28 protein-coding genes and 1 tRNA gene are annotated in these 22,816 nt (G+C 61.9%); 19 read left to right on the top strand and 10 right to left on the bottom strand.

What is annotated here, in order from left to right; translation table 11 throughout:
* The first annotated feature begins 100 nt into the window (after window positions 1–100).
* Complete coding sequence (locus HK107_RS10835; protein WP_173199633.1) at window positions 101–559, top strand: MaoC family dehydratase; 459 nt, start codon at window positions 101–103, stop codon at window positions 557–559.
* Between the two features lie 92 nt (window positions 560–651).
* Entirely contained in the window at window positions 652–1,122 is a 471-nt protein-coding gene (locus HK107_RS10830) for a GNAT family N-acetyltransferase (RefSeq protein WP_173199631.1), read from the top strand.
* Here HK107_RS10830 and HK107_RS10825 read toward each other — a convergent pair.
* The gene (locus tag HK107_RS10825) at window positions 1,115–2,110 is read right to left on the bottom strand and encodes an NADPH:quinone oxidoreductase family protein (RefSeq protein WP_173199629.1); all 996 of its coding nucleotides are present in this window, start codon (window positions 2,108–2,110) and stop codon (window positions 1,115–1,117) included. The genes HK107_RS10830 and HK107_RS10825 overlap by 8 nt on opposite strands.
* Window positions 2,111–2,194: 84 nt before the next feature.
* On the opposite strand from HK107_RS10825, the gene HK107_RS10820 reads away from it, so the two are divergent.
* From HK107_RS10820 to HK107_RS10790, 7 genes are all read left to right on the top strand, one after another.
* On the top strand, window positions 2,195–3,559 hold the full coding sequence (locus HK107_RS10820) for a spinster family MFS transporter (RefSeq protein ID WP_173199627.1): 1,365 nt from the start codon (window positions 2,195–2,197) through the stop codon (window positions 3,557–3,559).
* Between the two features lie 33 nt (window positions 3,560–3,592).
* A complete protein-coding gene (locus HK107_RS10815) occupies window positions 3,593–3,805 on the top strand; it encodes a DUF2061 domain-containing protein (RefSeq protein WP_173199625.1) in 213 nt (70 codons plus the stop codon).
* Window positions 3,806–3,976: 171 nt separating this feature from the next.
* Window positions 3,977–6,391 carry an endopeptidase La gene (gene lon, locus HK107_RS10810; protein WP_173199622.1) on the top strand — a complete coding sequence of 805 codons (2,415 nt, stop codon included), beginning with the start codon at window positions 3,977–3,979 and terminating at the stop codon, window positions 6,389–6,391.
* A gap of 105 nt (window positions 6,392–6,496) precedes the next feature.
* Complete coding sequence (locus HK107_RS10805) at window positions 6,497–7,015, top strand: hypothetical protein (RefSeq protein WP_173199620.1); 519 nt, start codon at window positions 6,497–6,499, stop codon at window positions 7,013–7,015.
* Between the two features lie 53 nt (window positions 7,016–7,068).
* Window positions 7,069–7,377, top strand: a complete 309-nt coding sequence (locus HK107_RS10800; RefSeq protein ID WP_173199618.1) for a chorismate mutase — start codon at window positions 7,069–7,071, stop codon at window positions 7,375–7,377.
* Window positions 7,378–7,528: 151 nt separating this feature from the next.
* Complete coding sequence (locus tag HK107_RS10795; RefSeq protein ID WP_173199616.1) at window positions 7,529–7,801, top strand: HU family DNA-binding protein; 273 nt, start codon at window positions 7,529–7,531, stop codon at window positions 7,799–7,801.
* A 133-nt stretch (window positions 7,802–7,934) separates the two neighbouring features.
* Window positions 7,935–9,581: a CTP synthase gene (locus HK107_RS10790; protein WP_173199614.1), complete on the top strand. Its 1,647-nt coding sequence runs from the start codon at window positions 7,935–7,937 to the stop codon at window positions 9,579–9,581.
* Between the two features lie 761 nt (window positions 9,582–10,342).
* Here HK107_RS10790 and HK107_RS10785 read toward each other — a convergent pair.
* Together HK107_RS10785 and HK107_RS10780 are read right to left on the bottom strand one after the other, a co-directional pair.
* A complete protein-coding gene (locus HK107_RS10785; RefSeq protein ID WP_173199612.1) occupies window positions 10,343–11,308 on the bottom strand; it encodes a lipid A deacylase LpxR family protein in 966 nt (321 codons plus the stop codon).
* A 140-nt stretch (window positions 11,309–11,448) separates the two neighbouring features.
* Window positions 11,449–11,736 carry a hypothetical protein gene (locus HK107_RS10780; RefSeq protein WP_173199610.1) on the bottom strand — a complete coding sequence of 96 codons (288 nt, stop codon included), beginning with the start codon at window positions 11,734–11,736 and terminating at the stop codon, window positions 11,449–11,451.
* Window positions 11,737–12,195: 459 nt separating this feature from the next.
* On the opposite strand from HK107_RS10780, the gene rpmF reads away from it, so the two are divergent.
* Window positions 12,196–12,378 (top strand): 50S ribosomal protein L32, encoded by a 183-nt coding sequence (gene rpmF / locus HK107_RS10775; protein WP_173199608.1) that lies wholly within the window; start codon window positions 12,196–12,198, stop codon window positions 12,376–12,378.
* Between the two features lie 82 nt (window positions 12,379–12,460).
* Here rpmF and HK107_RS10770 read toward each other — a convergent pair whose 3' ends face one another.
* Window positions 12,461–12,775, bottom strand: a complete 315-nt coding sequence (locus HK107_RS10770; RefSeq protein WP_173199606.1) for a hypothetical protein — start codon at window positions 12,773–12,775, stop codon at window positions 12,461–12,463.
* 118 nt (window positions 12,776–12,893) lie between these two features.
* On the opposite strand from HK107_RS10770, the gene eno reads away from it, so the two are divergent.
* The 7 genes from eno (at window position 12,894) to HK107_RS10735 (ending at window position 18,499) form a co-directional block, all read left to right on the top strand.
* Complete coding sequence (gene eno / locus HK107_RS10765) at window positions 12,894–14,168, top strand: phosphopyruvate hydratase (protein WP_173199604.1); 1,275 nt, start codon at window positions 12,894–12,896, stop codon at window positions 14,166–14,168.
* 155 nt (window positions 14,169–14,323) lie between these two features.
* Entirely contained in the window at window positions 14,324–14,743 is a 420-nt protein-coding gene (locus HK107_RS10760) for an FtsB family cell division protein (RefSeq protein WP_173199602.1), read from the top strand.
* 348 nt (window positions 14,744–15,091) lie between these two features.
* Window positions 15,092–16,051 (top strand): lipoyl synthase, encoded by a 960-nt coding sequence (gene lipA, locus HK107_RS10755; protein ID WP_173199600.1) that lies wholly within the window; start codon window positions 15,092–15,094, stop codon window positions 16,049–16,051.
* Between the two features lie 124 nt (window positions 16,052–16,175).
* Window positions 16,176–16,634, top strand: a complete 459-nt coding sequence (locus HK107_RS10750) for a type II toxin-antitoxin system RatA family toxin (RefSeq protein ID WP_173199598.1) — start codon at window positions 16,176–16,178, stop codon at window positions 16,632–16,634.
* Window position 16,635: 1 nt separating this feature from the next.
* Window positions 16,636–17,091, top strand: coding sequence for a hypothetical protein (locus HK107_RS10745; RefSeq protein ID WP_173199596.1), 456 nt, complete (start codon window positions 16,636–16,638; stop codon window positions 17,089–17,091).
* 84 nt (window positions 17,092–17,175) lie between these two features.
* Window positions 17,176–17,649 carry a DUF2852 domain-containing protein gene (locus HK107_RS10740; protein ID WP_198912393.1) on the top strand — a complete coding sequence of 158 codons (474 nt, stop codon included), beginning with the start codon at window positions 17,176–17,178 and terminating at the stop codon, window positions 17,647–17,649.
* A gap of 142 nt (window positions 17,650–17,791) precedes the next feature.
* Window positions 17,792–18,499, top strand: a complete 708-nt coding sequence (locus HK107_RS10735) for a hypothetical protein (protein ID WP_173199594.1) — start codon at window positions 17,792–17,794, stop codon at window positions 18,497–18,499.
* 27 nt (window positions 18,500–18,526) lie between these two features.
* Here the strand turns inward: HK107_RS10735 and HK107_RS10730 are convergent, their stop codons facing one another.
* Both HK107_RS10730 and HK107_RS10725 read right to left on the bottom strand, forming a co-directional pair.
* On the bottom strand, window positions 18,527–18,982 hold the full coding sequence (locus tag HK107_RS10730; protein WP_173199592.1) for a hypothetical protein: 456 nt from the start codon (window positions 18,980–18,982) through the stop codon (window positions 18,527–18,529).
* A gap of 134 nt (window positions 18,983–19,116) precedes the next feature.
* Window positions 19,117–19,599: an outer membrane protein assembly factor BamE gene (locus tag HK107_RS10725; RefSeq protein ID WP_173199590.1), complete on the bottom strand. Its 483-nt coding sequence runs from the start codon at window positions 19,597–19,599 to the stop codon at window positions 19,117–19,119.
* A gap of 135 nt (window positions 19,600–19,734) precedes the next feature.
* Between HK107_RS10725 and HK107_RS10720 the strand changes: the two genes are divergently transcribed.
* Together HK107_RS10720 and HK107_RS10715 are read left to right on the top strand one after the other, a co-directional pair.
* Window positions 19,735–20,298, top strand: coding sequence for a ubiquinol-cytochrome C chaperone family protein (locus HK107_RS10720; RefSeq protein WP_173199588.1), 564 nt, complete (start codon window positions 19,735–19,737; stop codon window positions 20,296–20,298).
* Complete coding sequence (locus HK107_RS10715) at window positions 20,295–20,804, top strand: YceD family protein (RefSeq protein ID WP_173199586.1); 510 nt, start codon at window positions 20,295–20,297, stop codon at window positions 20,802–20,804. The genes HK107_RS10720 and HK107_RS10715 overlap by 4 nt, the downstream gene beginning before the upstream one ends.
* 19 nt (window positions 20,805–20,823) lie before the next feature.
* Here HK107_RS10715 and HK107_RS10710 read toward each other — a convergent pair.
* From HK107_RS10710 to HK107_RS10695, 4 genes are all read right to left on the bottom strand, one after another.
* Window positions 20,824–20,900, bottom strand: a tRNA-Pro gene (locus HK107_RS10710).
* Window positions 20,901–20,963: 63 nt separating this feature from the next.
* Window positions 20,964–21,959 carry a LysM peptidoglycan-binding domain-containing protein gene (locus tag HK107_RS10705; protein WP_173199584.1) on the bottom strand — a complete coding sequence of 332 codons (996 nt, stop codon included), beginning with the start codon at window positions 21,957–21,959 and terminating at the stop codon, window positions 20,964–20,966.
* Window positions 21,960–22,082: 123 nt separating this feature from the next.
* On the bottom strand, window positions 22,083–22,484 hold the full coding sequence (locus HK107_RS10700; RefSeq protein WP_173199582.1) for a MerR family transcriptional regulator: 402 nt from the start codon (window positions 22,482–22,484) through the stop codon (window positions 22,083–22,085).
* Window positions 22,484–22,792: an integration host factor subunit alpha gene (locus HK107_RS10695; protein ID WP_173199580.1), complete on the bottom strand. Its 309-nt coding sequence runs from the start codon at window positions 22,790–22,792 to the stop codon at window positions 22,484–22,486. Before HK107_RS10695 ends, HK107_RS10700 begins: the two co-directional genes overlap by 1 nt.
* Window positions 22,793–22,816 lie beyond the last annotated feature (24 nt).

Genomic DNA, 22,816 nt, shown 5'->3' with positions numbered 1-22,816 from the left:
GTCCTGTCCCCGATGCTGAAAATGCGCCTTAACAGCACCGCAGGATACGCTAGTTGGGGTCAGACTTAACGTAATCCGCTGTTCGTGAAAGGTCCTTTAGATGAATATTATCTCGCTGGAGACGCTTCTGTCGCAGATTGGCAACAGTCGGGAGAGCTCCGAGTGGATCCCGATCGACCAGGAGCGCATCAATCAATTCGCCGACGTGACGGAGGATCACCAGTTCATCCACGTGGACGAGGAGGCTGCAAAGGCTACGCCATTTGGCGGCACTATCGCCCACGGGTTCCTCACTCTCTCCCTGCTTTCGAAGATGGCTGCCGACGCGAGCTATGTCATCGAAGGCATCAAGGCCGGAGTGAACTACGGCTTCAACAAGGTGCGCTTCATCAATCCCGTGAGAGCGGGGAAGCGGGTGCGAGGCCACTTCGAACTGATCGCCCATAAGGAATCAAAGCCCGGCACCCACGTCATGACCTACAAGATCGAGGTCGAGATCGAGGGCGAAGACAAACCCGCTCTGATCGCCGAGTGGGTCACGATGCAGATGCTTGCGTAGCGATCAGGCGAAGCCTGAGAAAAAGCTCCAGTGGAGCTTTTTCAGCGAAGCAAGGCCACGGCAGTGGCGCGGCGGAGGAGGGAACAGAAGCGATGCCGAGTGATATTACCTTCGCACGCCTCACCGAGGTGCCGCTCGCGACCCTCTCCGAGCACCTGAACGACCCCCGGCTCGCAGAGCACATGCCGCTCCTCACACCCGGCTGGGACGAGGAGCGAACCCGCGACTGGGTCGAAGGCAAGGAAGAAGCGTGGGCCCGTGACGGGCTCGGCCACTGGGCCTTCCTCTTCGGCGACCGCTATGTCGGCTGGGGCGGCTTCGAGAAGGAGGAGGGCTGGGACTTCGCCCTGGTTCTAAGGCCGGAGGATTTCGGTCTCGGGCTGCCGATCGCAAGCAAGGCGATCGCCTTCGCTCGGAAGGATCCACGAATCAGTACGCTGATCTTCAGGCTGGCGACCACCCGACGCGCGCGCCGTGCCCTCGAACGCCTTGGCGCAAGATATGCGGGTGAGGGGCAGCTGATGGGTGCCACCTTCCTCACCTACCATCTCGACGTCAGTTGACCGTCAGCACGATCTTGCCAGTCGCCTCCCGGCCTTCGAGAAGCTTCAGCGCTTCCGCACCTTCTTCCAGCGGGAAGGTCTTGGTGATTCGCGGCTTCAGCTTCCCGTCGGCCATCATGCTCGCAATCTGGCCCATGTTCTCCGCATGCCCCGCGGGATCGCGCATCACGGCGGCGCCCCAGAATACGCCCATGATCTGACAGCTCTTGAGCAGCGTCAGGTTGAGGGGAGGGTTCGGGATCCCCGCGGGGAAACCGACCACGAGGTAGCGGCCTTCCCACGCCATCGCCCGCAAGCTGGGCTCGCAATAGGCGCCGCCCACCGGGTCATACAGTGCATCCGCGCCGCCGCCGGTCTTCTCCTTGATGGCACCGGCAAACGCCTTCGAAGCATCCCGGTCGAGTTCGCGCGGATAGACGATCGTCTCGTCAGCACCCAGCTCGCGGCAGAACTCCGCCTTGGCTTCAGAGCTGACGCAGGCCGTCACATGCGCGCCCATCGCCTTGCCAAGTTCAACAGCTGCCGAGCCGACACCGCCCGCTGCGCCGAGCACCACGAGCTTCTCGCCAGCCTTCAGCACCGCACGGTTCTTCAAAGCGTAGTAGCTCGTTCCGTAGGTCATGATGAACCCGGCTGCGACCTCGAACGACATCGCGTCCGGGATCGGCATCGCCGCATGCTCTCCGCACACGGCATGGGTCGCGTAGCCGCCGAACGCTCCAACGGCTGCGGCCACCCGCTGGCCCACCCGCGAAGCATCGACCCCGTCGCCGACCGCCTCAATCACGCCAGCAGCCTCACCGCCCGGAGCAAAAGGCCGGGGCGGTTTGAACTGGTAGAGATCCTTGATGATCAGCGTGTCCGGAAAGTTGCACCCGGCGGCATGGATGCGAATCAGCACCTCCCCACGACCGGGTTTCGGCGTCTCCTGCTCGACCATCTCAAGGGTCTCAGGCCCACCGGGCTGAACTGACATCAGTGCTCTCATGGCGCATCTCCCGCTTGTTCTTTGCGGGGACACTAGGCACGGTTGCGGAAACAACAAGCCCGGAAGGGTTGCAGGGAAACGCCAGTGAAGAAGCTCCAGAACCGCGGGACGATCCTCGCGCTCCTCACGCTCGTATACGTGTTCAACTTCATCGACCGGCAGATCGTCGGCGTGCTGGCACCGTTCATCAAGGCGGACCTGAACCTGACGGGGACGCAGATCGGCCTGCTTTCGGGCTTTGTCTTTGCGCTTTTCTACACAGTGATTGGCATCCCCATCGCGTCGATGGTGGACAACACCAAGAAGATCGGCGGGCTGACCTTCGACCGCGTCACGATCATCGCGCTGAGCCTTGCCACCTGGTCAGGCTTCACGCTGCTCACAGGTTTTGCAGGCGGCTTCATCGCCCTTGCAATCTTGAGGATCGGCGTTGCCGTCGGCGAGGCGGGCTGTTCGCCGCCAAGCCACTCGCTGCTCTCCGACCTTTACGCACCAAATGAGCGGGGCAGGGCGCTTGGCACCTATGCGCTCGGCATCCCCTTCGGCATTATGCTCGCCTATTTCGCCAGTGCCTTCTTCGTCGGTGGCGGCACGGTGGACTGGCGTCTCGCCTTCATCGTCATCGGTGCCCTCGGCATCCCGGTCGCCATCATCACCAAGATCCTGATCCCTGAGCCAGAGCGCGGCCGTATGGACGGCGCCAAGGTCACGCCCATGCCGTTCGGCAAGGCGATCAAGGAGCTCGGCACCATACCGAGCTACTGGACGATGGCCTTCGGCATCGCGTTCGCCAGCTTTGGCTCCTACGCCGTGAACACGTTCCTCACCCTCTACATCTATGGCGAGCCGACGGCTGAGACGGCAGCATGGGTCGGCGCCTTCGTGACCCTGCCCCTGCAGCCGCTCCTCATCGGACTCGGCATCGGCAACGCCATTTTCTACGCATCCGGCACGTTCCTCGGTGGGTATATCGCTGACCGGCTCGGCAAGAAGAACGTAGCGGCGTACGCCCTTGTGCCGGCAGTCACGATCGCCATCGCAGCGGTCGCCATCGCCTTCGCATGGATGACGAGCTCACCGACGATTTTCTTCATCTGCCTAAGCATTTATATCTTCTTCCTCGGGTTTTACCTCGGGCCAAGTTTCTCTGTGGCGCAGAACCTCGCCAAGGTGTCTGTCAGGGCGACCTCCACGGCAGTGTTCTTCTTCGTCCTGAACCTCATCGCGCTGGGTGGCGGGCCATCGTTCACAGGCTTCATGTACGACGTCTTCGCGGTGGAGACGGGCGATCAGCTCACGGGCCTCCGCTGGTCGCTGCTGCTCCTGTCGGTCAGCTACGCCCTGTCCGTCATCCTGTTCCTGATCACAGCGCGCACGCTGCCCAAGGACTGGGCGAGGGCGCAGGGTGCGGCACCTGAGGCTGTTGAAACGAAGGAAGCGACCGCCTAATTGCTCTTGCGAGTCATTCGCAAAAGTAAGCCTATGCGCACCGCCGCCAAGACCGCGACCTACTCGGTAATGCACTTCGCCGTCGCCTTCACGGTCGCTTTTTCGCTCACGGGGAGCTGGAAAGCGGCCGCGGCAATCGGTCTGATCGAGCCGCTGATCCAGACCGCAGCCTATCTCGTCCACGAGAAGGCGTGGTCCTGCGTGCCTTTCCGGAGTTATCCACAAAGGGCGCCTGATCCTGCGTGATAGTGTGACTGTTCGTTCACGCGAACTGCGTAAAACCAGCGCTTGCATCGAACCGGGGCGCACCCGACATCGTTTAAGCTGCTGCGCACCCCTCATCCATGCGCGGCGGCGGCGGAGGCTGCGCTGACGAACCAGGCGGGCTTTGCCGGAGACTGCCGAAAGGAGTTCTTCATGAACGAAGACACCAGGACCTATCCCGTCCTTCCCCTGCGCGACATTGTCGTGTTCCCGCACATGGTCGTGCCGCTGTTCGTCGGCCGCGATAAATCCGTGCGCGCCCTCGAAACGGTCATGGAAGCTGACCGCGAGATTCTTCTCGTTGCCCAGAAAGACGCCGGCAACGATGATCCGACCCAGGACGACATCTACCGCCTCGGCGTGGTCGCCAAGGTGCTCCAGCTCCTCAAGCTGCCCGACGGCACCGTGAAGGTGCTGGTCGAAGGCGGCCGCCGCGCGGAGATCACCAACTATACCGAAGAAGAGAGCTACTTCGAAGCCGAAGCCGTCGAGCTCGAAGAGAACGAAGGCGAAGAGGCCGAGATCGAAGCCCTCGCTCGCTCGGTGAACGCCCAGTTTGAGAGCTATGTGAAGCTCAACAAGCGCGTCAGCCCCGAAGTCATCGTCTCGATCGGCCAGATCGACGATGCCTCGAAGCTCGCCGACACGGTCGCTTCGCACCTCAACCTCAAGATCGCCGAGAAGCAGGAGCTCCTCGAGATCACCTCCGTCCCGCAGCGCCTCGAAGCCGTCTACGGCTTCATGGAAGGCGAGATGTCGGTTCTCCAGGTCGAGAAAAAGATCCGTGGACGTGTCAAACGCCAGATGGAGAAGACCCAGCGCGAGTACTACCTGAATGAGCAGATGAAGGCCATTCAGAAGGAACTCGGCGACGGCGAAGAGGGCAAGGACGAGCTCACCGAACTCGAAGAAAAGATCGAGCGCACCAAGCTCACCAAGGAAGCCCGCACGAAGGCCGAGGCTGAGCTCAAGAAGCTCCGCCAGATGTCGCCCATGTCGGCTGAGAGCACGGTCGTCCGCAACTATCTCGACTGGATCCTGTCGATCCCGTGGAACACCCGCGGCAAGCTGAAGACCAATCTTCAGAAGGCTGAGGATGTCCTCGACCGTGATCACTACGGTCTCGACAAGGTCAAAGAGCGGATCGTCGAATATCTCGCCGTGCAGAAGCGGACCGGCAAGCTGAAAGGCCCGATCCTCTGCCTCGTCGGCCCTCCGGGTGTCGGTAAGACCTCGCTCGGCAAGTCCGTCGCGGAAGCCACGGGCCGTGAGTTCGTGCGCGTATCGCTTGGCGGCGTGCGTGACGAGAGCGAGATCCGCGGTCACCGCCGGACCTATATCGGCTCGATGCCTGGCAAGATCATCCAGTCGATGAAGAAGGTGAAGAAGACGAACCCGCTCTTCCTCCTCGACGAGATCGACAAGATGGGCTCCGACTTCCGCGGTGATCCGTCTGCGGCGCTTCTCGAGGTGCTTGATCCGGCGCAGAACGATACGTTCTCGGATCACTATCTCGAGGTCGATTACGACCTGTCGGACGTGATGTTCATCACCACGGCCAACTCGCTCAACATGCCTCAGCCGCTTCTCGACCGGATGGAGATCATCCGTATTCCGGGCTACACGGAAGACGAGAAGATGGAGATCGCTGTCCGCCACGTCCTGCCGCGTCTCCGCAAGGAGCATGGCCTGAAGGACGAGGAGTGGGTGATCGAGGACGACGCGCTGATGCAGCTCGTCAGGACCTACACCCGCGAGGCCGGCGTGCGCTCGCTCGAGCGTGAGCTCGCCAATCTCGCCCGCAAGGCGGTGACGGTGCTTGAGAAGGAAGAAGACACCGAGAGCGTTCGTGTGACCACGGATAATCTCGCTGACTTCGCAGGCGTGCCGAAGTACCGCTATGGCGAGATCGACGGCGACGATGCCGTCGGCATCGTGACAGGCCTCGCCTGGACTTCCGTGGGCGGCGATATCCTCAAGATCGAGGGTGTCACCATGCCGGGCAAGGGCCGCATGACCCCGACCGGCAACCTGAAGGACGTGATGAAAGAATCGGTCTCGGCCGCCGCATCCTACGTGCGCAGCCGCGCCGTGGAGTTCGGCATCAAGCCGCCTGTCTTCGAGAAGACCGACATCCACATCCACGTCCCCGAAGGCGCGACGCCTAAGGACGGCCCTTCCGCAGGTGTCGCCATGGCCACCGCGATCGTCAGTGCCCTGACCGGTATCCCGGTGCGCAAGGACATCGCCATGACCGGCGAGATATCGCTGCGTGGCCGTGTTCTCGCTATCGGTGGCCTCAAGGAGAAACTGCTGGCCGCGATGCGGGCAGGGGTGACGACTGTCCTTATCCCTGAGGAGAACGAAAAGGACCTCGCGGACATCCCTCAGAATGTGAAGGATGGCCTCGAGATCATCCCGGTCGAGCACGTCGACGACGTCCTCAAGCTGGCCCTCACCGGCCCGCTGACGCCGATCGAATGGGACCCGGAGGAGGAGGCCCTGCAGAAGCAGGAAGCCGCCAAGACCGAGACACCAAGCGATCCGGGCTCCGTGGTGACGCACTAAGCTCATCGAGAACTGAACGAGAAAGGCGGGCTCCGGCCCGCCTTTTTTTGTCATATGGACCCCTAGCTCGTCCTCTGGTCCACTCTCCTAAAAAGTGGGTGGAACATGGGCATCACGATCGATCCCGATAACAAGGGTCTCACCATGAAGGTCGCGGGCAGCAAGACGCTTGCGCGGATGGTGCATCTCGACTGGCCGACCAACACCTCCTTCTGGGTCCTGAGCCTCAAGGGGCGATCCTACGGCTTCCTGACGGGGCGGGGATATCGCCTGGAAGCGGGCGAGACGAACCCCGACGTCGATGCGAAGACGGGTCTGATCCGCCAGCGCCTCCTCAGCCTCGGTGACGAGATCCGCCATCCCGAAACCGTCAAGGTGCTCGCACCGAAGCAGGCGCTCAAATCCGCGAAGGAACGCGACGCGGTCCTCGCGGTGATCCTCGCCATGCTAGAAGCGCGAAGCACGACGAGAGCGGGAGTTGGCGGTGTCGTCGTGGCTCCGGCACTTAGGAAACGCTTCGGCATTGCTGCTGAGCTGGTCGAAGCCCAGCCGACCCAACGCCTGATGATGCCGAAACGCAGCGTCTTCCCCAAGCTCGCAAGGCTTCCCCTCCGCCGCCGGTAGCGCCGCGAAGGAACCGCCTTCCCATCGGAGGAGGAAAGTCCTACCTGCCGCCTATGAAAGCGAAACAGCCTGCCCAGTGCGCCACCATGGAAGACGTCCGCGAGGGCGTTGATGAACTCGACCGAGAGCTCGTGCGGATCCTCGCCATCAGGCAGGGCTACATGGAGGCTGCTGCCCGGATCAAACCGCGTGCGGAGGATGTCCGGGTGCCCTGGCGCATCGAGGATGTGGTCGAAAAAGTCCTGAAAACCTCGGAATCTGAAGGCCTCTCGCCACGAATCGCAGAGCCCGTATGGCGAGAATTGATCGAATGCTGCATCGCACATGAGGCGAAAATCTGGGAAAAGCTGCGTTCTGAGTGATCTAAATAACGCAGCAAAAACAGCTCTCTAAAATTGGAACCCGCAGAAATGCTGGGTTTCAGGGAAATTCCCCTTTGACGGGCACGGAAAACTCTCTCTAGCCTCGCGCGAGTGGCCCCGGAGGCCGCATAAACAAAGGGGTTTTCACGCCATGAACAAGAACGAATTCATCGACGAAGTTGCGCGCAAGGCAGACATGAGCAAGGCGCAGGCCGGCAAGGCCGTGGACGCCGTCTTCGACGCCATCACCGAAGCGCTGCAGAACGGCGATGATGTCCGCCTGGTCGGCTTCGGCACCTTCTCCTCGGCTCGCCGCGAAGCCCGTGAAGGCCGCAACCCGCGCACCGGTGAGACCATCCAGATCAAAGCCTCGAACCAGCCGAAATTCTCGGCCGGCAAAGGCCTCAAGGACGCGCTGAACTAAGCTTCCGCAGCATCCTCGCCCGCCTCGGCGGGCGACTGGGAGACCCCCGTCCGTCAGGCGGGGGTTTTTCTTTTCCGAAAGCGTGGCGACAGCGCTTGCCGCCCCTCGTGATTCGGGCCTAAGGCGGCCTCCCATGACGCGGTATATTTTCATCACCGGCGGCGTGGTTTCCTCACTCGGAAAAGGGGTGGCCTCGGCAGCGCTCGGAGCGCTTCTTCAGGCGCGCGGCTATTCCGTCCGACTGCGGAAACTCGACCCCTATATCAATGTCGATCCCGGCACGATGTCGCCCTACCAGCACGGCGAGGTCTTCGTGACCGACGACGGCGCTGAGACCGACCTCGACCTTGGCCACTATGAGCGCTTCACGGGCGTCTCGGCGACCAAGGGCGACAACATCACCACTGGCCAGATCTATTCGAGTGTAATCGAGAAAGAGCGCCGCGGGGATTACCTCGGCGCGACGGTGCAGGTGATCCCGCACATCACGGACTCGATCAAAGACTTCATCCGTTCCTCCGCGCTTGATGAGAATGGCGAGCCGGTCGATTTCCTCCTTTGCGAGATCGGCGGCACAGTGGGCGATATTGAAGGCCTGCCGTTCTTCGAGGCCATTCGTCAGTTCGGGAACGAAGAGCCGAGAGGCTCCTGCGTTTTCGTGCACCTGACGCTGATGCCCTATATCTCCGTGGCCGGAGAGATGAAGACCAAGCCGACCCAGCACTCGGTGAAAGAGCTGCGTTCCATCGGTATTCAACCGGATGTTCTCCTTGTCCGCGCCGACAGGCCGATCCCGGATGGCGAGAAGCGCAAGATCGCGCTCTTCTGCAACGTCCGTGAGAGCGCCGTGGTCCAGGCGATGAACTCCCGCACGATCTATGAGGTTCCGCTCGATTACCACGGCGAAGGCTTCGACACCGAAGTGCTGGCAGCCTTTGGGATCGAGGATGCTCCGGCTCCTGACCTTTCGCGCTGGCAGGAGATCACCCGGAGGATCATTTCTCCCGATGGCGAGGTCCGGATTGCTGTCGTTGGCAAGTATACCGTCCTCAAGGATGCCTATAAATCGCTGATCGAAGCGCTGGCGCATGGCGGGATCGCAAACAACATCCGTGTCGAGATCGAATGGATCGACGCGAGTATCTTCGAGGATGACGAGCTTGCCACGGACCGTCTGTCCGGAGTCCACGGAATTCTCGTCCCCGGCGGGTTTGGCGAGCGCGGGGCCGAGGGCAAGATCCTGGCTGCGCGCTATGCCCGTGAGAAAGACATTCCCTATTTCGGCATCTGCTTCGGTATGCAGATGGCTGTGGTCGAGGCGGCTCGGTCGCTTCTCGGCAAGGATGCTGCGACATCTTCCGAGTTCACCGAGAAGGGCGAGCACGTCGTCGGCCTGATGACCGAGTGGGAGAAGGACGGCGTCGTCCAAGAGCGGACCGAGGACACCGACCTTGGCGGAACCATGCGCCTTGGCGCCTATGAGGCGAAGCTCGCCGAGGGCTCGAAGGTCCGCGAGATCTATGGCTCCGAGACGATCCATGAGCGCCACCGCCACCGGTTCGAAGTGCAGATGGACCTCGAAGCTCCGTTTGCGGAGCATGGCGTCAAGTTCACGGGCAAGTCTCCTGACGGGCTGTTGCCGGAGATCATGGAGATCGAGAGCCACCCCTGGTTCATCGCGGTGCAGTACCACCCCGAACTCAAAAGCCGTCCATTCGATCCGCACCCGCTGTTTGCGAGCTTCATCGAAGCTGCGCTGAAGCGGTCGCGGTTGGTTTGATTTTCCGCTCTTTCCACCAGCGTTTTCCCGGACTTGATCCGGGATCCATGAATTGAGTGTTCCAACGGTTGAGCCGGATGGTCCATGGGTCCCGGATATTTGCCGTGCAAATTCCGGGAGAGCGGGGTTTTGGAAATCTCATTCGTTGTCATTCCGGGTCGCTCGGAGAGCGGGCCCGGAACCCATAAGTTCGGCGTATGGGTTCCGGGTTCAGGCTGCGCCTGCCCCGGAATGACAGGGTTTTGGGCAGGGGGACGTGCCCGCCCGTGTCGGTTTTTTTGAGAAGACGGGTGTCCGGGCGCGGTTTGGGCCATGCTCTGACTAAGTTTTTTGTGCGCGAGCCAAGCCGCGCCCGGCGGTGCTTTGTGCGAGAGGCCATGTCCGCGGGGTTTTGAGGCCGGCGGCTAAGCACTTCAAACTCTCGAACAGCGTGTGCGGATCGTTAGGCCGCGCAGGCCATCGGCACCGCTTCCGAAGCGCTGGCTGGAACGACCGGTCAGGCCCGTCACCTTCGGAAGACGGGGTAAGAGTAGGTGATGGATAGGTGGCGGGGATAAGTGGAGCTTTGCTCTTTTTTCTCGATGGATCCTGGATCGGGGTCCAGGATGACGGGGTAGCAAGATCAGCTCTCAGATTTCGTCTTCCCGGAGTCGACCTGGGATCCACGGACGGACCGTCCGGAGGATTGAGGAGGTTGGTTCATGGGTCCCGGATATTTGCTGCGCAAATTCCGGGAGAACGGGGAGGGGCGTTGGGCCCGTTTACATCTTCACGCTGATCGAAAGGGCGCCGAAGACGTCTCCGCGTTCCTGCACTTCGTAGCGCTTGGAGCGGGCGACCATGGTCCAGCTGAGCTGGGCGCCGCCGAAGTCGAAGACGACACCGGCCTGGGCATCGGCGACGAAAGCTTTCTTGTCTGCAGACGGACCGTCTTGGAAGAGGCTGCCGTCGATGAAGAGGTCGTGGGCGACGACGCGGCCTTCGATGCCTGCGAAGAGGAACCAGCTGTCCTCGCGGGCGAAGTGGCCCGAGCCGGTGAGCGACGGACGGATGCGGGCCGGGCCGAAGTTCGGCTTGAGGTTCGGGCCCATGCGCCACATGGCGCCGCCGCGGGCGTTGACGGCGACATTGCCGAAGCTCGCACCTGCGACGGGGGTGAGCTCCATGTCGAGGCCGCCGAGCTTGCCGTTGGCGATCGAGCGGCCCTTCCAGTCATAGGCGATGTTGAGCGCGAACTCGTCTTCAAGCTGACGGTCCCAGCCTTGGGCTTCGTAGAAGTTCAGCGAACGGTGGAACCAGTTCTGGGTGTCTTCGCCGAGCGCCGAGGGGCCGACCACGCCAGCTTCCAGCGTGAAGAGCTGCCACTTGCCGTCATCCTCGGTGAGGAGTGCGTATTCGCCGAAGAGGTAGCCTGCGTAAGGGTGATCATCGTCGGACGGGTTGGCGATGGTGATGTCTTCGCCGGTGAAGATCTGCTGGCTGCCTGCGAAGCTGCGGCGGACGACGGTGTCTTCGCCGGTGAAGAGGCGCTCGAAGGCGTTGGGCTCAACCGGAGCGGTGACATAGGCGAGGCGCAGGCCGTTGGTGTAGTGGCGGTCCTGGCCCGAGACGACGTCGTTCTCGACTGTGAAGGTGAGGGTGCCTTTCTCCTCAGCCTGAGCATCGGCGCTGATGAGCGCTGCACTCACGAGGAGAGAGAGAAGAATATGTCCCGGCGTGCGAACCATGCCGGGGTCGTTTCAAGAAGCGGGCCAGATTCCCGCTCAGGGTGTATCTCTGGGAGCGCCTTCGCGCCTGCAGCACGCAGGAAAAGCAAAGCGGGCCCGGCGTTTCCGCCGAACCCGCTCTACCTCTTCTCCCAGAAGACTTAGACTTCGACGCCGCGCACCGGACGGTGTTCAAAGCCGAGACGGTCCATCGCCTGAAGGCGAAGATCCGTTTTGAGCCGCTCATTCAGGTCCCGATAAAGGACGCGCTTCCCGCCCTCACGCTCGGTCGACCAGATATCAGCGGCGACAAGGTCGATCATCTCGCGCTGGTCCGAGCTGAGCTGCGCCCAGGTGGCCTCGGCGCGGATATAGTGTGTCTCTGACCCGACAGAGCCCGCAGTGGTGGCCACCAGCATCGCGACGGCCATCAGTTTGATAATCGGCATATTTTCAACACCCCCGTGTTTCAGCGTTCCGATATAACAGGGAGGGGTTCAGGTTCGGTCAGGCCGAGCGGGCAAAATTGAGCGACCGGAATTAACCTTGCCGCCGCATTCATTAAGGGCCCAGACTCACAAATCTCACGGGTTTGGTCGAGGTGGTCTGGCGCGCTGGCTAGGAGCTGGGCCGCCGGAATGGCCAGCCCTTTCAAGGCTCAGCAACGACGACAGAGTGCCAGACCGCCCGATCCTTCGGACGTCCGACCCTCGCCCGTCGGACGTCGGCGCTGAGGAACCAAAAGGGCCAGCCATTCCGGCTCCTCAGCTTCTAGCCGAGCGGGTGAGGGACTGGACGCCAAACCCGTGAGATTTATGAGGCTGGGCCCTTAGGGCGGATTTGGCTGTGGACAGGGCAGCGCACTTGGGTTAGCTGGCGCGGCTTACAGAACACCAGGAGAGAGCCCCGTGGCCGTCCCCAAGAGTAAAATCACCAAGTCGAAGCGCGGCATGCGCCGTGCGCACGACCGCCTCGACGCCCCGTCCTTCATCGAGGACAGCAAGACTGGCAACCTGCGCCGCAACCACCACATCGACCTGAAAGCCGGCACCTATAACGGCCGCCAGGTCCTCGAGCCGCAGGAAGACTAAGCCGGAGCCCTCTTAGGGTTTCCAGCTTCGCAAGGTTAAGAGCCGCGTGGGTCCGCCCTCGCGGCTTTTTCTGTTTGTGGCACTAGGAAGGTTTGCGCGCTTGTCTGGTCGCAACGTGCTTCTCGAGCGGCACATCGGGCTTCTTCTTCCAAGCGCCAACTCGTTCGACACCTTGGATCAGCGAGCTCTCGATCTCCTCGGCAACTTCTTCAGGCATCGAAGTCAACTGATTAGCAGCTTGCTTTGCCCCTCGTCGATTTTGACGATGTTCCTTGGCTTTGCGGGCGGGAACTGCCTTTCGTGATGCCTTGTCATTCTCGCCGTAATCGTTGCGTCGGTCTTTTGCGTAGCTCAGCGCTTTTTTCTCTTGAGGCGATCGCTTCTTCTTGTCGGGCATGGATATCTTCGTACCCCACCGCTTCTGTGGCGACAATTCGTTCCGGCGACTGGCACCGCTGCTTTGCGTCTGCGAAGAAAGTGCCTATGGGCCTCTCACGCGTTACAGGAGAGCCGCCATGTTCATGATCGCCGACATTCTCGCCCGTGAGATCCTCGACAGCCGGGGGTTCCCGACGGTTGAAGTGGATGTGGTGACCGAAGATGGCTCGATGGGCCGCGCGGCTGTGCCGTCGGGAGCCTCGACGGGTATGCATGAGGCGCATGAGCGCCGCGATGGCGAGAAGCGCTATGGCGGCAAGGGCGTGCGCGACGCTGTCCACGCGGTGCAGACGGAGATCTCCGAGATCCTCCTCGGCGTTGATGTGGACGAGCAGGTCTTCATCGACCGCGCCATGATCGACCTCGACGGCACCGCGAACAAAGGCCGGATCGGCGCAAACGCTATCCTCGGCGTGAGCCTGGCCGTGGCGAAGGCTGCTGCGGCGGCCCATGAGCTACCGCTCTTCCGCTTCCTTGGTGGGCCGACGGCGAACATCCTGCCTGTGCCGATGATGAATATTCTCAATGGCGGTGCGCATGCGGACAATCCTGTCGACATCCAGGAGTTCATGATCATGCCGGTCGGCGCGGATAGCTTCGCCGAAGCGCTGCGCATGGGGGCTGAGACCTTCCAGGCCCTCAAGAAGAAACTGAAAGCCGCTGGCATGGGCACGAACGTCGGTGACGAGGGCGGCTTTGCGCCGAACATCTCGTCCTCGCGCGCGGCACTCGACCTCATCATGGAAGCGATCGAGGAAACTGGCCTCAAGACCGGCTCCGACATGGTCCTCGCCCTTGATGTGGCGTCCACGGAGTTTTTTGCCGACGGCAAGTACACGCTGGCCGGGGAGGGCTCGACCCTCGATTCTGGCGGCATGGCGGAATATCTCGCCAAGCTCGCCAGCGACTATCCCATCAAGTCGATCGAAGACGGCATGGCCGAGGACGACTGGGACGGCTGGGCCGAGCTGACCCGCCAGATCGGCGACAAGGTGCAGCTGGTCGGTGACGACCTCTTCGTGACCAATCCGAAGCGCCTCGCCACCGGCATCGAGAAGAAGTCGGCCAACTCGATCCTCGTCAAGGTCAACCAGATCGGTACGCTGACGGAAACCTTCGAGGCCGTGAACATGGCCCACAAGGCTGGCTTCACCGCCGTCATGTCCCACCGCTCGGGCGAGACCGAAGACACGACCATCGCCGACCTCGCCGTGGCTACGGGCTGCGGCCAGATCAAGACCGGCTCGCTCGCCCGCTCCGACCGGACGGCGAAGTACAACCAGCTCCTCCGCATCGAGGAAATCCTCGGCCCGAGCGCTGTTTATCCGGGTGCTGATATTTTCAAGGCCTAAGCGTTCACCAAGATTAACGCCAAACCCGCCGCGCCCTTGGCCCGGCGGGTTTTTTAATGCACGGGAAGAGCGGCATTAATCCAGCTCTAACAGGTGTTACCAACAGGGCCCGGATTCTGCTGTTTGATTCACTCCACGGTAACTCTCCTTGGTAGATGGTGAGTCGTCCCAGTGAGTTGATCAGTATGCACCTTATTCAGTCATTTGTCCTGTCTTCCGTCCTTCCCGCAGCCCTCATCGTTGGTGCTGCGTATCAGGCGTTGATGGCGATGAACGGCCCGGACGGCTTCAGCCGTGCCGAGCAGCTGGCTGAAATTCGTGCCGAAGCCGAGGCGGACCTGCTTGCGCTGCAGGAGCGTCAGGCGTCGCTGGAGGCGAGGGCGGACCGGCTGGTTCTGGCGAGCCTCGACGATGACCTCCTCGATGAGCGCGTCCGCGCGAACCTCGGCCACATGCGCCCCGGTGAGTACCGGATCGCCGTGGCAGAGCTCGATGAGGTGGCCTCGCTGGAGGTTTCCACGAGCGCGGCCCTGACGAGCTTGATCGCAACGGCATTGCTCGATCAGGGGGCGTGAGGCCTACCTCTCCCGATCACGGGATAGGTCGAAATCTATCTGATTTCGGGTGAGGGGATCGGCGGAGCCGGAATGCTTGAGCCCTCACCCTCGCTCCCTCTCCCGCGATCGGGAGAGGGAGGCGGTACTTTCTGAGCTAGGACCCCGTGGCGAGCTTCAAGATATCGGTGAGTGCTGGTATGCTTCACTCATGACCATCACAGGACCGGAACTCATGGTCATCGTCGGGATGACCCTGATCTTCTTCTCGGGGGTCACGTTTTTCGCCCTGAAGGACGAATTGCGCAGGCGCTAACCGCACACCTTGCCGCGCTTGAGCCTTGGGGCATTCCCTCTTAGATGCCCCTTATGGCCACGCTCATTGATCTCGATAAACGCCCCGCGCTCAGGCACCCGGAGAAGCAGAAAAATCCGGAGAGCCCGATCCTGCGCAAGCCGGAATGGATTCGCGTGAAAGCGCCGACATCCAAGGGCTATCTCGAGACCCGGGATATCGTGAAGTCCAAGAACCTCGTCACCGTGTGCGAAGAAGCGGCCTGCCCGAACATGGGCGAGTGCTGGGACAAGAAGCACGCGACCATGATGATCCTGGGCGAGATCTGCACCCGCGCCTGCGCGTTCTGCAATGTGCGGACTGGCCTGCCGAATGCGGTCGATACCGATGAGCCTCGCCGGGTGGCCGAGGCTGTGGCGGAGATGGGCCTCAAACACGTGGTGATCACGTCTGTTGACCGCGACGACCTCGAAGATGGCGGCGCGCAGCACTTTGTCGATGTGATCGAAGCGATCCGCGCGGCCTCGCCCGGCACGACGATCGAGATCCTGACGCCTGACTTCCTGCGGAAGCCTGCCTGGGCGCTCGACAAGGTGATCGATGCGGGGCCTGACGTCTTCAACCACAACCTTGAGACCGTGCCGCGGCTCTACCTGAACATCCGGCCGGGCGCGCGGTACTACCACTCGATGCGCCTCTTGGAGCGGGTGAAGGAGCGTGCGCCTGATCAGTTCACCAAGTCCGGCCTGATGGTTGGCCTCGGTGAGAGCAAGGAAGAGGTGATGCAGGTGATGGACGACATGCGCTCCGCCGGCATCGACTTCCTGACCATCGGCCAATACCTCCAGCCGACGCGCAAGCACGCTCCGGTGGACCGGTTCGTGACGCCCGAAGAGTTCAAGAGCTACGAAGTCCTGGCGCGCGCCAAGGGCTTCCTGATGGTCTCCGCCAGCCCGCTGACCCGGTCGAGCTATCACGCGGACGCGGACTTTGCGGAGATGAAGGCGGCCCGGGAAGCGAAGGGCAGCAAGTGACGTCTTCCCGGAAAGCCGTGAGGCTTATCCGGGATCCATGGACCGCCCGTTGCGAGAGCGCTTCAGGTCAGGCCATGGGTCCCGGACATTCGCTCAGCGAATTCCGGGAGAGCGGAGTAGTAAAATGACCGCCCACCACGAACGTATTCTTGTGCCGTATACGCCTGATCAGATGTTCGAGCTGGTCATGGATGTCAGGAAATATCCGCGCTTCATTCCCTTCGTGGAGGCGTTGCGGGTGACGAGTGATGACCGGGCCGAGGATGGGACCGGGCAGCTCTGCGCCGATATGGTGGTCAGGTACTCCGTGTTCAGAGAAACTTTCCGCTCCGAAGTGACGGCTGCGCGGGAAGGGCACACGGTGGACATCCGCTATGTGAAGGGGCCGCTCCAGAACCTCACCAACAACTGGAAGTTCGAGCCCCATGAGAAGGGGTGCTGCATCGACTTCCGGCTGGACTTCGCCTTCAACAACCGCCTGATGCAGGCCGCGGCGATGAAGTTCGTGGACCATGGCTTCAAACGCATGTCCGGCGCGTTCATCAAGGAAGCTGGCAAGCGCTACGAGCCTGTCGGGGCCTAAGATGCCAAAGATCAGCGCGCGGTATGAGTCCCGTAAGGCGCTGAAAAAGCTTCGGTCAGTCGCAGTCTTTGTGGGCAAAGAGTGTCGAGGCGAAGTGGCGCTCGACGGCGACGACTTCGTTCAGTTGGACGAGGGCGCAGTCTTTCGGGTCTACGACGGGATCTTTCCTTCGCGTCCGCTTGTTGCGGAGGGGAGAGGTGATCTTGTCGTGGAGATCGGAAGGTGGCGGGCGCCCGATGTTCTGGCTGCCGTTAGATGGTTTCTGATGCAGGCATTGGTAGTGACCAGTCTCGTCGCTTTCTCGGTCTGGATTGATCTACTTGTGCTGCCTGGTGCAGTGCAGATAGCTGTCTGGCTAGCCTACTGGGCGACCGTACTCTGGCTTATCTTCAAAACAGACTGGGTGTTCAATCCACCGCCGCGGCCCGTCAGAATCCTAAAAGAGAACGAAATCTGAACCCTGCCTCTTGTCGATAGTCGATATGATCACCATCTCCTAGTCATGGCGCCGAGAGGTGCCTTCAAGACGAGGAGGCGAATTTTGACCAGTAAGACTGCAGACAAGATGTTCGACGAGAAGACGTTCAAGCATCAGCTTCGCCCGGCATGGACGCCGGTGAATATCGCGCTGATGATCCTGTTCTTCGTGACGGGGCTCTGGCCGCTCGGCCTCGCAGCCATCGTTTACATGATGTACGGCAAGGAGATGGGCCTCGACCTGTCCAATTGGGGCGATGCCAAGTCCAGCGCCAAGCGCGCTGCAAACAAGGGTTTCTCCTGGGCTTCGAACCGCACCACGCCGAGCTCTGGCAATGCAGCCTTCGACGAATGGCGCGAAGCCGAGATCGAGCGCCTGCGTGAAGAGAAGCGCAAGCTGGATGAGGCTCGCGATGCCTTTGAGGAGCACATGAAAGAGCTCCGCATGGCCCGCGACCGCTCGGAGTTTGACAACTTCAAGCGCGCCTGGGAGCAGAAACGCTCCGGCCAGTCGGATAGCGACACCATTAACCTCTGAGCGGACGCCTAAACCCTCATGAGGACCAGGAGGCGCCGGGTGAGAACCTGGCGTCTCCGCACGTTTACGGGAGCTGGGAACCCGCAAGGAACAGAAGAGGACCGACAGCCGTTTACTCCCCAAGGCCTCCAAGGAGAGCAAAATGGGCAAGTTTTTTGGTTCGCTTCTTTTCTTCGGGATTCTCGGCTTCGTCGGCTGGATGATGATCGGCGGTATGAACGGCGTGGATTCGCCGCTTCGGACCGATCTTCCCGCCGAAGCACGCAGCGCCAATCGCGTTGCAGATAATGGCGAAGATGCCGCCCGCTCACTCGATCAGGTGCTTGAAGACGCGCTCCGCAACGCCGAGCGCGCCGAGCGCCTCGCCAGTGAGCTCGAGCAGCGCAGCACCGACGCCTACGAAGCCGCGAACTCTATCCAGACGCTGGTCTCGACCAACTCCGCCGCTGCAACTTCGCGCATGACGACGATCGCCGCCGCGCAGAATGCCGAGCGGACTGCAGCGCTGATGCGCAGCTATGCAAACGAGCTGCAGGCCCGCCTGACCGAAGCCGAGCGGCTGGCTGACGAGGCTCGTGAAGCCGCCGCGATGGTGGCGAGTGTCGAGGAGAGCAAGCTTGAAGCCCAGCGTGCTGCTGAACGTGCTGCCGATGCGCGGGACGAGCTTCGCGAAGCCCGGATCGACGCGGCGCAGACCGCGCGCGCTGCTGCGGACATGCGCCCGACGCTGGCGACCTACGAAGAGCAAGAGCCGGTGGTGATCGTGGAGGAAGATGACGGCCCTGAGGCCATCATCGTCGTGCCGATTGGTGAAGCCGAGGAAGTCGAAGAACCGACCGCGCCTTACTAAGCGAGGCGAAAGGACGACTGACCGCGCTCAGAAGCTCTGTGCCATGCAAATCGAAACGCTCGATTTGGCGCGAATGACTTCCAACCGCTCCGGTGTAGGCAGGTCGTTGAGCAGGGCCTCTCGGATGCGAGAAGCCGCTTCGACTTCATTTCTGCTGAGAGTCAGGTCGCGGGAGCGTTGGAGACTGTACCAGGTTGCGGCCTTCTGTTCAGCGCTGAACTTCCGGGTGGTTTCTTTCAGACCCTTACAACAGCTCTTGATGGCGCGGTTGATGTCTTTCTTCGGTGCTCGCCCGCCCAGTCGTACGGCCTCGACATAGTCTTCGAGCGTGCCTTTGCAGACCTTGGTGAGCTCACCGTCTGATTTCTTCTCGTAGGAGACGCCGTCGCTGGTCTTTGGGCTGCATGCCGCCAGGAGGAAAGCAGACGCAATGATGGTGATAGCGGGCTTCAGGCAGCTTGTGAGATCGTCGACGTTTTTCATACGGAACTTACCCCTCTGTTCTGAGTTTCGAGGAAAGTTCTGTCTCACCCGATGGAGCGGTTCAAAGGGTTAGCGCAGTGCCTGCGCTGCACCCCAAGGACGATAGTCATGCTGAGTGAGTGAGGTCTCGTTGGTTAGCGGGGACCGCCGGGTCCACCGGGGCCGCCCGGACCGCCTGGTCCCTGCTGCGGGAGGCCGACCTGGCCAACACCGCCGAGGAGCTGCTCGAAGAAGCTCAGCTCCTTGCCGCGGGTCCGCGTGGTGCGGGAGACGATGTCGATGTTCGTGCCGTCCGCGAGGGTCAAAGTATCGACACCCTCGACCATGCCCCCACCGTCGAAGCGGAAGGCCACGACGCGGCGGTCGTAGACCTGGCTGCGGAAGAAGGCGCGGGAGTTGTTGTTCTGGGTAATGTAGTACCAGACATCGTCATGAAGCGGGGGCCTGACCGAGGGCTCGCCGAAACGCGCGATGATCGATTCGCGGCTGTCGACGCCAGGAATGGCATTGAGACCGCTCTCGCCGAGCTCGACCACGTAGCCATGCTGGGAACGGGTGGAGACGCACCCCGAAAGAACCACCGCTGCGAGGGCTGCTGAGACAATGACACGCTTCATCCGCATGTGATGTCTGAGACACAGTCGCGCGTCAATCTCCGTTCGAGTTTGAGTGAATGAGTTCCGCGAAAGAATGTCCCGCCCGCCTTTCTCCTGCAGCGAAGCTGGCCTATCTGCAGGCCATTGGAGGCCCTGATGTTTGAGCGTGGAAAAGAGTTTGTGAGCAGGTTCCTCGGCCGCGACGCCGAGCGGAGGACGGCTCACGAGATCTATGTGAAGGCCGCGGAAGCCTCGCGCCAGCCAGCCTTCTACGCCGACTATGACGTGCCCGACACCGTCGAGGGCCGGTACGACATGCTGAGCATCCACATCATCCTCGTGCTCAGGACCCTCAAGACGAAGAAGCAGGAAACGGCCAATCTGGCGCAGCTCGTCTTCGACGTGATGTTCCGCAACGTCGACGACACACTGCGCGAGATGGGCGTGGGTGACCTGAAGGTCGGCAAGAAAGTGCGCGAGTATGCCGAGGCTTTCTTCGGCCGCGCGCTCGCCTATGAAGAAGCGCTCGCGGGCAAGGAGCCGCTGGCGGATGCGCTGGCGCGGAATGTCTATACCTCTGACGACCCGGCGGTTGCCAAGGGGCTGGCTGGCTATGTAGCGCTTGCGGCCCGCTCACTTGAGGAGCAGGGCGCAGATGCAATCGCGCGCGGCCAGTTCACCTTTCCCGAGCCGCAAGCCATGGAGACCGATGCAGCATGACGAACACGGATGAACTCTCATCGATCTCCCACGAGCTGAAGCTGTCCGAGCTGGACGGTGAAGCGCGTCACGTCTCTCTCGAAGCGAACGAAGCGGATCGGAAAGCGGTCGCCGAGCAGTTCGACATCCGGAGCGTGGAGCTTCTCAAGGGCGACTTCGACGTGACCCGCCACGCGAGCCTCGTGCGCGTCGCGGGTAGTGTCGAAGCGGTCCTCGGACGGACCTGCGTCGTCAGCCTTGAGCCGATGGAAGAGAAGATCGCCGAGGACTTCACCGCGGAGTTCACGACGGAACGCCATGACGTTGATGGCGAGGAGGTCGAAGCCGATCTCGACGCGCCTGAGCCCATCGATGGCGATGCGATCGAGCTGCGCAATGTGCTGCTCGAGCAGGTGGTTCTCGCCATGAGCCCGCATCCCCGCAAGGAGGGCGCAGAAGCCCCCGAGGATCCAGGCACCGGCGAAGGAAGCAATCCCTTCGACGTGCTGAAGTCCCTCAGGGACTGAACTGTCTGTTGGTAGAAAATGGTCGGAGTGGCCGGATTCGAACCGACGACCCCTTCACCCCCAGTAAAGTGCGCTACCAGGCTGCGCTACACTCCGACCGTCTGCCTTGCAGGCAGGTCCCGGCCCCTAGCAAAGGGCCGGGGGGTCGGCAAGCACTGATCAACGCGACAGGCGTGCTGGTTTGTAGAGCCTGACCGGGCGGCCTTCGAGGCAGGCCGGGCCCGATGCGCTGAGGCTGGCTTCGAAGATGCGGGGCTCGTCGCCTGGTACATCATCGGACATGCAGGCCGTACCCAGATCATCATAGGCGCCTTCGTTTTCCGGCAGGCGCGCGCGGATCGTATAGGTCGGGCGCAGATCGTCCACCCGGTCGAGATGGGCACCCGGCGTGACCGTGCGGGTGGTTCTCGTGATCGGTGCGATCCGGTCATCGGTGTCGATGGCGATCACGGCTGACCCCTGAGTGGTCCCGACCTGCTGGGTCGCCGAGGGATTGATGTAGATGACGACCGGCGCGTTCTGGGCAGCTGCGGGAGCTGTCACGACGCGGTTCGTCGGAACCGGCTGCAGCGAACGGGTCGGGGCGACGCGGTCTGCGACACGCGGAACCGGCGTGACCGGACGGTTGCGGAGCAGCGGTGCAGGCTGGCGCAAGACCGTGCGCGGAGTGGCTGCGAGGCGAGTGCCCTCATAGACCGTACCCCGAACATTCGGAACGACGATACGCTGGCCAACATCAAGGCGGCGGACGTCATAGATCGTGGGGTTGGCGGCCATCAGGGCACGGACAGTTGTGTCGCAGTACTCCGCAATGTCGCTGAGTGTGTCGCCATAGCTGAGCCTGACGACGCTCTCGCATTGGCCGTCGAGGCGCTCCGCGGTGTAGTCGTCATAAACCATGTGGGCGCGGCGGCTGCCGTCATAGCCTGCGAACTGAACGCGGCTTGCCGGGGCAACGCGGTCAGGCACGTAGCCCGCTCGGGTTGGAACTGGTCCGTACCGGTCATAACCATTCGTCAGCGCGGCGCTCGATGCCGTCGGTGTGCCGACATAGGTGACGGGCGGGGTATACCGATCGCTTGCGCACGCAGTCAGCGCTGTACCGAGCGCGAGCGTCGCGGCGAGGCGGAGGGGTTTCGAGATGTGTTCCTTCATTGTCTTTCACCGTGGTGGCGTCTGACAAAAGAACAGGGATCAGAAGCGACTTGTTCCGGAGTGGGACAAATCGTTACCGTCTCTACACCGATGATCTAACGGAGCCGTGATGGACCTTTCGCCTCAGGCGATGCGCTGCACGGACTTTTTCAGGGAGCCGATATCCTTGAGGAGAAGCTGGAACTCGTTGAGGAGCGCGGTCGCTTCATCACCCTTCGTCCCGGCGGAGGAGGGGGCGACATCGCCCCGGCCGATCGCCGATACGTGATCTGCGCCGTCGGACTTCAAGATCTTCTGAACGCCCTTGGTCGTGTAGCCCTCATCATGGAGGAGGCGCTTGATGCCGCGAAGGAGTTCGATGTCCTGCACCCGGTAGAGACGGCGGCCGCCGGCCCTGCGCATCGGGCGGACAGGTGAGAAGACGTCTTCCCAGTGACGCAGCACGTGCTGAGCAACGCCGAGCTCTTCTGAGGCCTCGGAGATGGTCCGGAAAGCCGTGGGCTCTTTCTGCGAACGGGAAGCCATCAGCTTCCTCCGTCCCGCATCGCTTCGTTGATGCGGTCCTTGAGCACGTGGCTGGCCCGGAAGGTCAGGACGCGGCGGGGCGTAATCGGGACCTCTTCGCCAGTCTTTGGGTTCCGTCCCATGCGCTCAGACTTCTCGCGGGTCTGGAAGGTCCCGAAGCTCGAAAGCTTGACTGTCTCGCCGTCCTCGAGCCTCTCGGTCACATGGTTCAGGAGGCTTTCCACGAAGGATGCCGACTCCGATCTGGAGAGGCCAACGTGGCGGTGGACTGCATCAGTGAGGTCTGCGCGCGTTCTGGTTCGGGTCATAGGCCAGCCAAAGATAAGGGTTTC

It is taken from the genome of Parvularcula mediterranea, from assembly GCF_013085255.1.
Taxonomy (GTDB): domain Bacteria; phylum Pseudomonadota; class Alphaproteobacteria; order Caulobacterales; family Parvularculaceae; genus Parvularcula; species Parvularcula mediterranea.
This window is presented reverse-complemented; position numbering and strand designations above follow the sequence as displayed.

Excerpts from the sequence above, each read along its gene's own strand:
- HK107_RS10830 (WP_173199631.1), top strand. The coding sequence starts at position 652 with ATGCCGAGTGATATTACCTTCGCACGCCTCACCGAGGTGCCGCTCGCG.
- HK107_RS10700 (WP_173199582.1), bottom strand. The coding sequence starts at position 22,484 with ATGGCTTCCCGTTCGCAGAAAGAGCCCACGGCTTTCCGGACCATCTCC.
- eno (WP_173199604.1), top strand. The coding sequence starts at position 12,894 with ATGTTCATGATCGCCGACATTCTCGCCCGTGAGATCCTCGACAGCCGG.
- HK107_RS10725 (WP_173199590.1), bottom strand. The coding sequence starts at position 19,599 with ATGAAGCGTGTCATTGTCTCAGCAGCCCTCGCAGCGGTGGTTCTTTCG.
- HK107_RS10795 (WP_173199616.1), top strand. The coding sequence starts at position 7,529 with ATGAACAAGAACGAATTCATCGACGAAGTTGCGCGCAAGGCAGACATG.
- HK107_RS10750 (WP_173199598.1), top strand. The coding sequence starts at position 16,176 with ATGACCGCCCACCACGAACGTATTCTTGTGCCGTATACGCCTGATCAG.
- HK107_RS10715 (WP_173199586.1), top strand. The coding sequence starts at position 20,295 with ATGACGAACACGGATGAACTCTCATCGATCTCCCACGAGCTGAAGCTG.
- HK107_RS10780 (WP_173199610.1), bottom strand. The coding sequence starts at position 11,736 with ATGCCGATTATCAAACTGATGGCCGTCGCGATGCTGGTGGCCACCACT.
- HK107_RS10735 (WP_173199594.1), top strand. The coding sequence starts at position 17,792 with ATGGGCAAGTTTTTTGGTTCGCTTCTTTTCTTCGGGATTCTCGGCTTC.
- HK107_RS10785 (WP_173199612.1), bottom strand. The coding sequence starts at position 11,308 with ATGGTTCGCACGCCGGGACATATTCTTCTCTCTCTCCTCGTGAGTGCA.
- HK107_RS10705 (WP_173199584.1), bottom strand. The coding sequence starts at position 21,959 with ATGAAGGAACACATCTCGAAACCCCTCCGCCTCGCCGCGACGCTCGCG.
- HK107_RS10695 (WP_173199580.1), bottom strand. The coding sequence starts at position 22,792 with ATGACCCGAACCAGAACGCGCGCAGACCTCACTGATGCAGTCCACCGC.
- lon (WP_173199622.1), top strand. The coding sequence starts at position 3,977 with ATGAACGAAGACACCAGGACCTATCCCGTCCTTCCCCTGCGCGACATT.
- HK107_RS10720 (WP_173199588.1), top strand. The coding sequence starts at position 19,735 with ATGTTTGAGCGTGGAAAAGAGTTTGTGAGCAGGTTCCTCGGCCGCGAC.
- HK107_RS10800 (WP_173199618.1), top strand. The coding sequence starts at position 7,069 with ATGAAAGCGAAACAGCCTGCCCAGTGCGCCACCATGGAAGACGTCCGC.
- HK107_RS10770 (WP_173199606.1), bottom strand. The coding sequence starts at position 12,775 with ATGCCCGACAAGAAGAAGCGATCGCCTCAAGAGAAAAAAGCGCTGAGC.
- lipA (WP_173199600.1), top strand. The coding sequence starts at position 15,092 with ATGGCCACGCTCATTGATCTCGATAAACGCCCCGCGCTCAGGCACCCG.
- HK107_RS10805 (WP_173199620.1), top strand. The coding sequence starts at position 6,497 with ATGGGCATCACGATCGATCCCGATAACAAGGGTCTCACCATGAAGGTC.
- HK107_RS10760 (WP_173199602.1), top strand. The coding sequence starts at position 14,324 with ATGGTGAGTCGTCCCAGTGAGTTGATCAGTATGCACCTTATTCAGTCA.
- HK107_RS10815 (WP_173199625.1), top strand. The coding sequence starts at position 3,593 with ATGCGCACCGCCGCCAAGACCGCGACCTACTCGGTAATGCACTTCGCC.
- HK107_RS10835 (WP_173199633.1), top strand. The coding sequence starts at position 101 with ATGAATATTATCTCGCTGGAGACGCTTCTGTCGCAGATTGGCAACAGT.
- HK107_RS10825 (WP_173199629.1), bottom strand. The coding sequence starts at position 2,110 with ATGAGAGCACTGATGTCAGTTCAGCCCGGTGGGCCTGAGACCCTTGAG.
- HK107_RS10745 (WP_173199596.1), top strand. The coding sequence starts at position 16,636 with ATGCCAAAGATCAGCGCGCGGTATGAGTCCCGTAAGGCGCTGAAAAAG.
- HK107_RS10730 (WP_173199592.1), bottom strand. The coding sequence starts at position 18,982 with ATGAAAAACGTCGACGATCTCACAAGCTGCCTGAAGCCCGCTATCACC.
- HK107_RS10790 (WP_173199614.1), top strand. The coding sequence starts at position 7,935 with ATGACGCGGTATATTTTCATCACCGGCGGCGTGGTTTCCTCACTCGGA.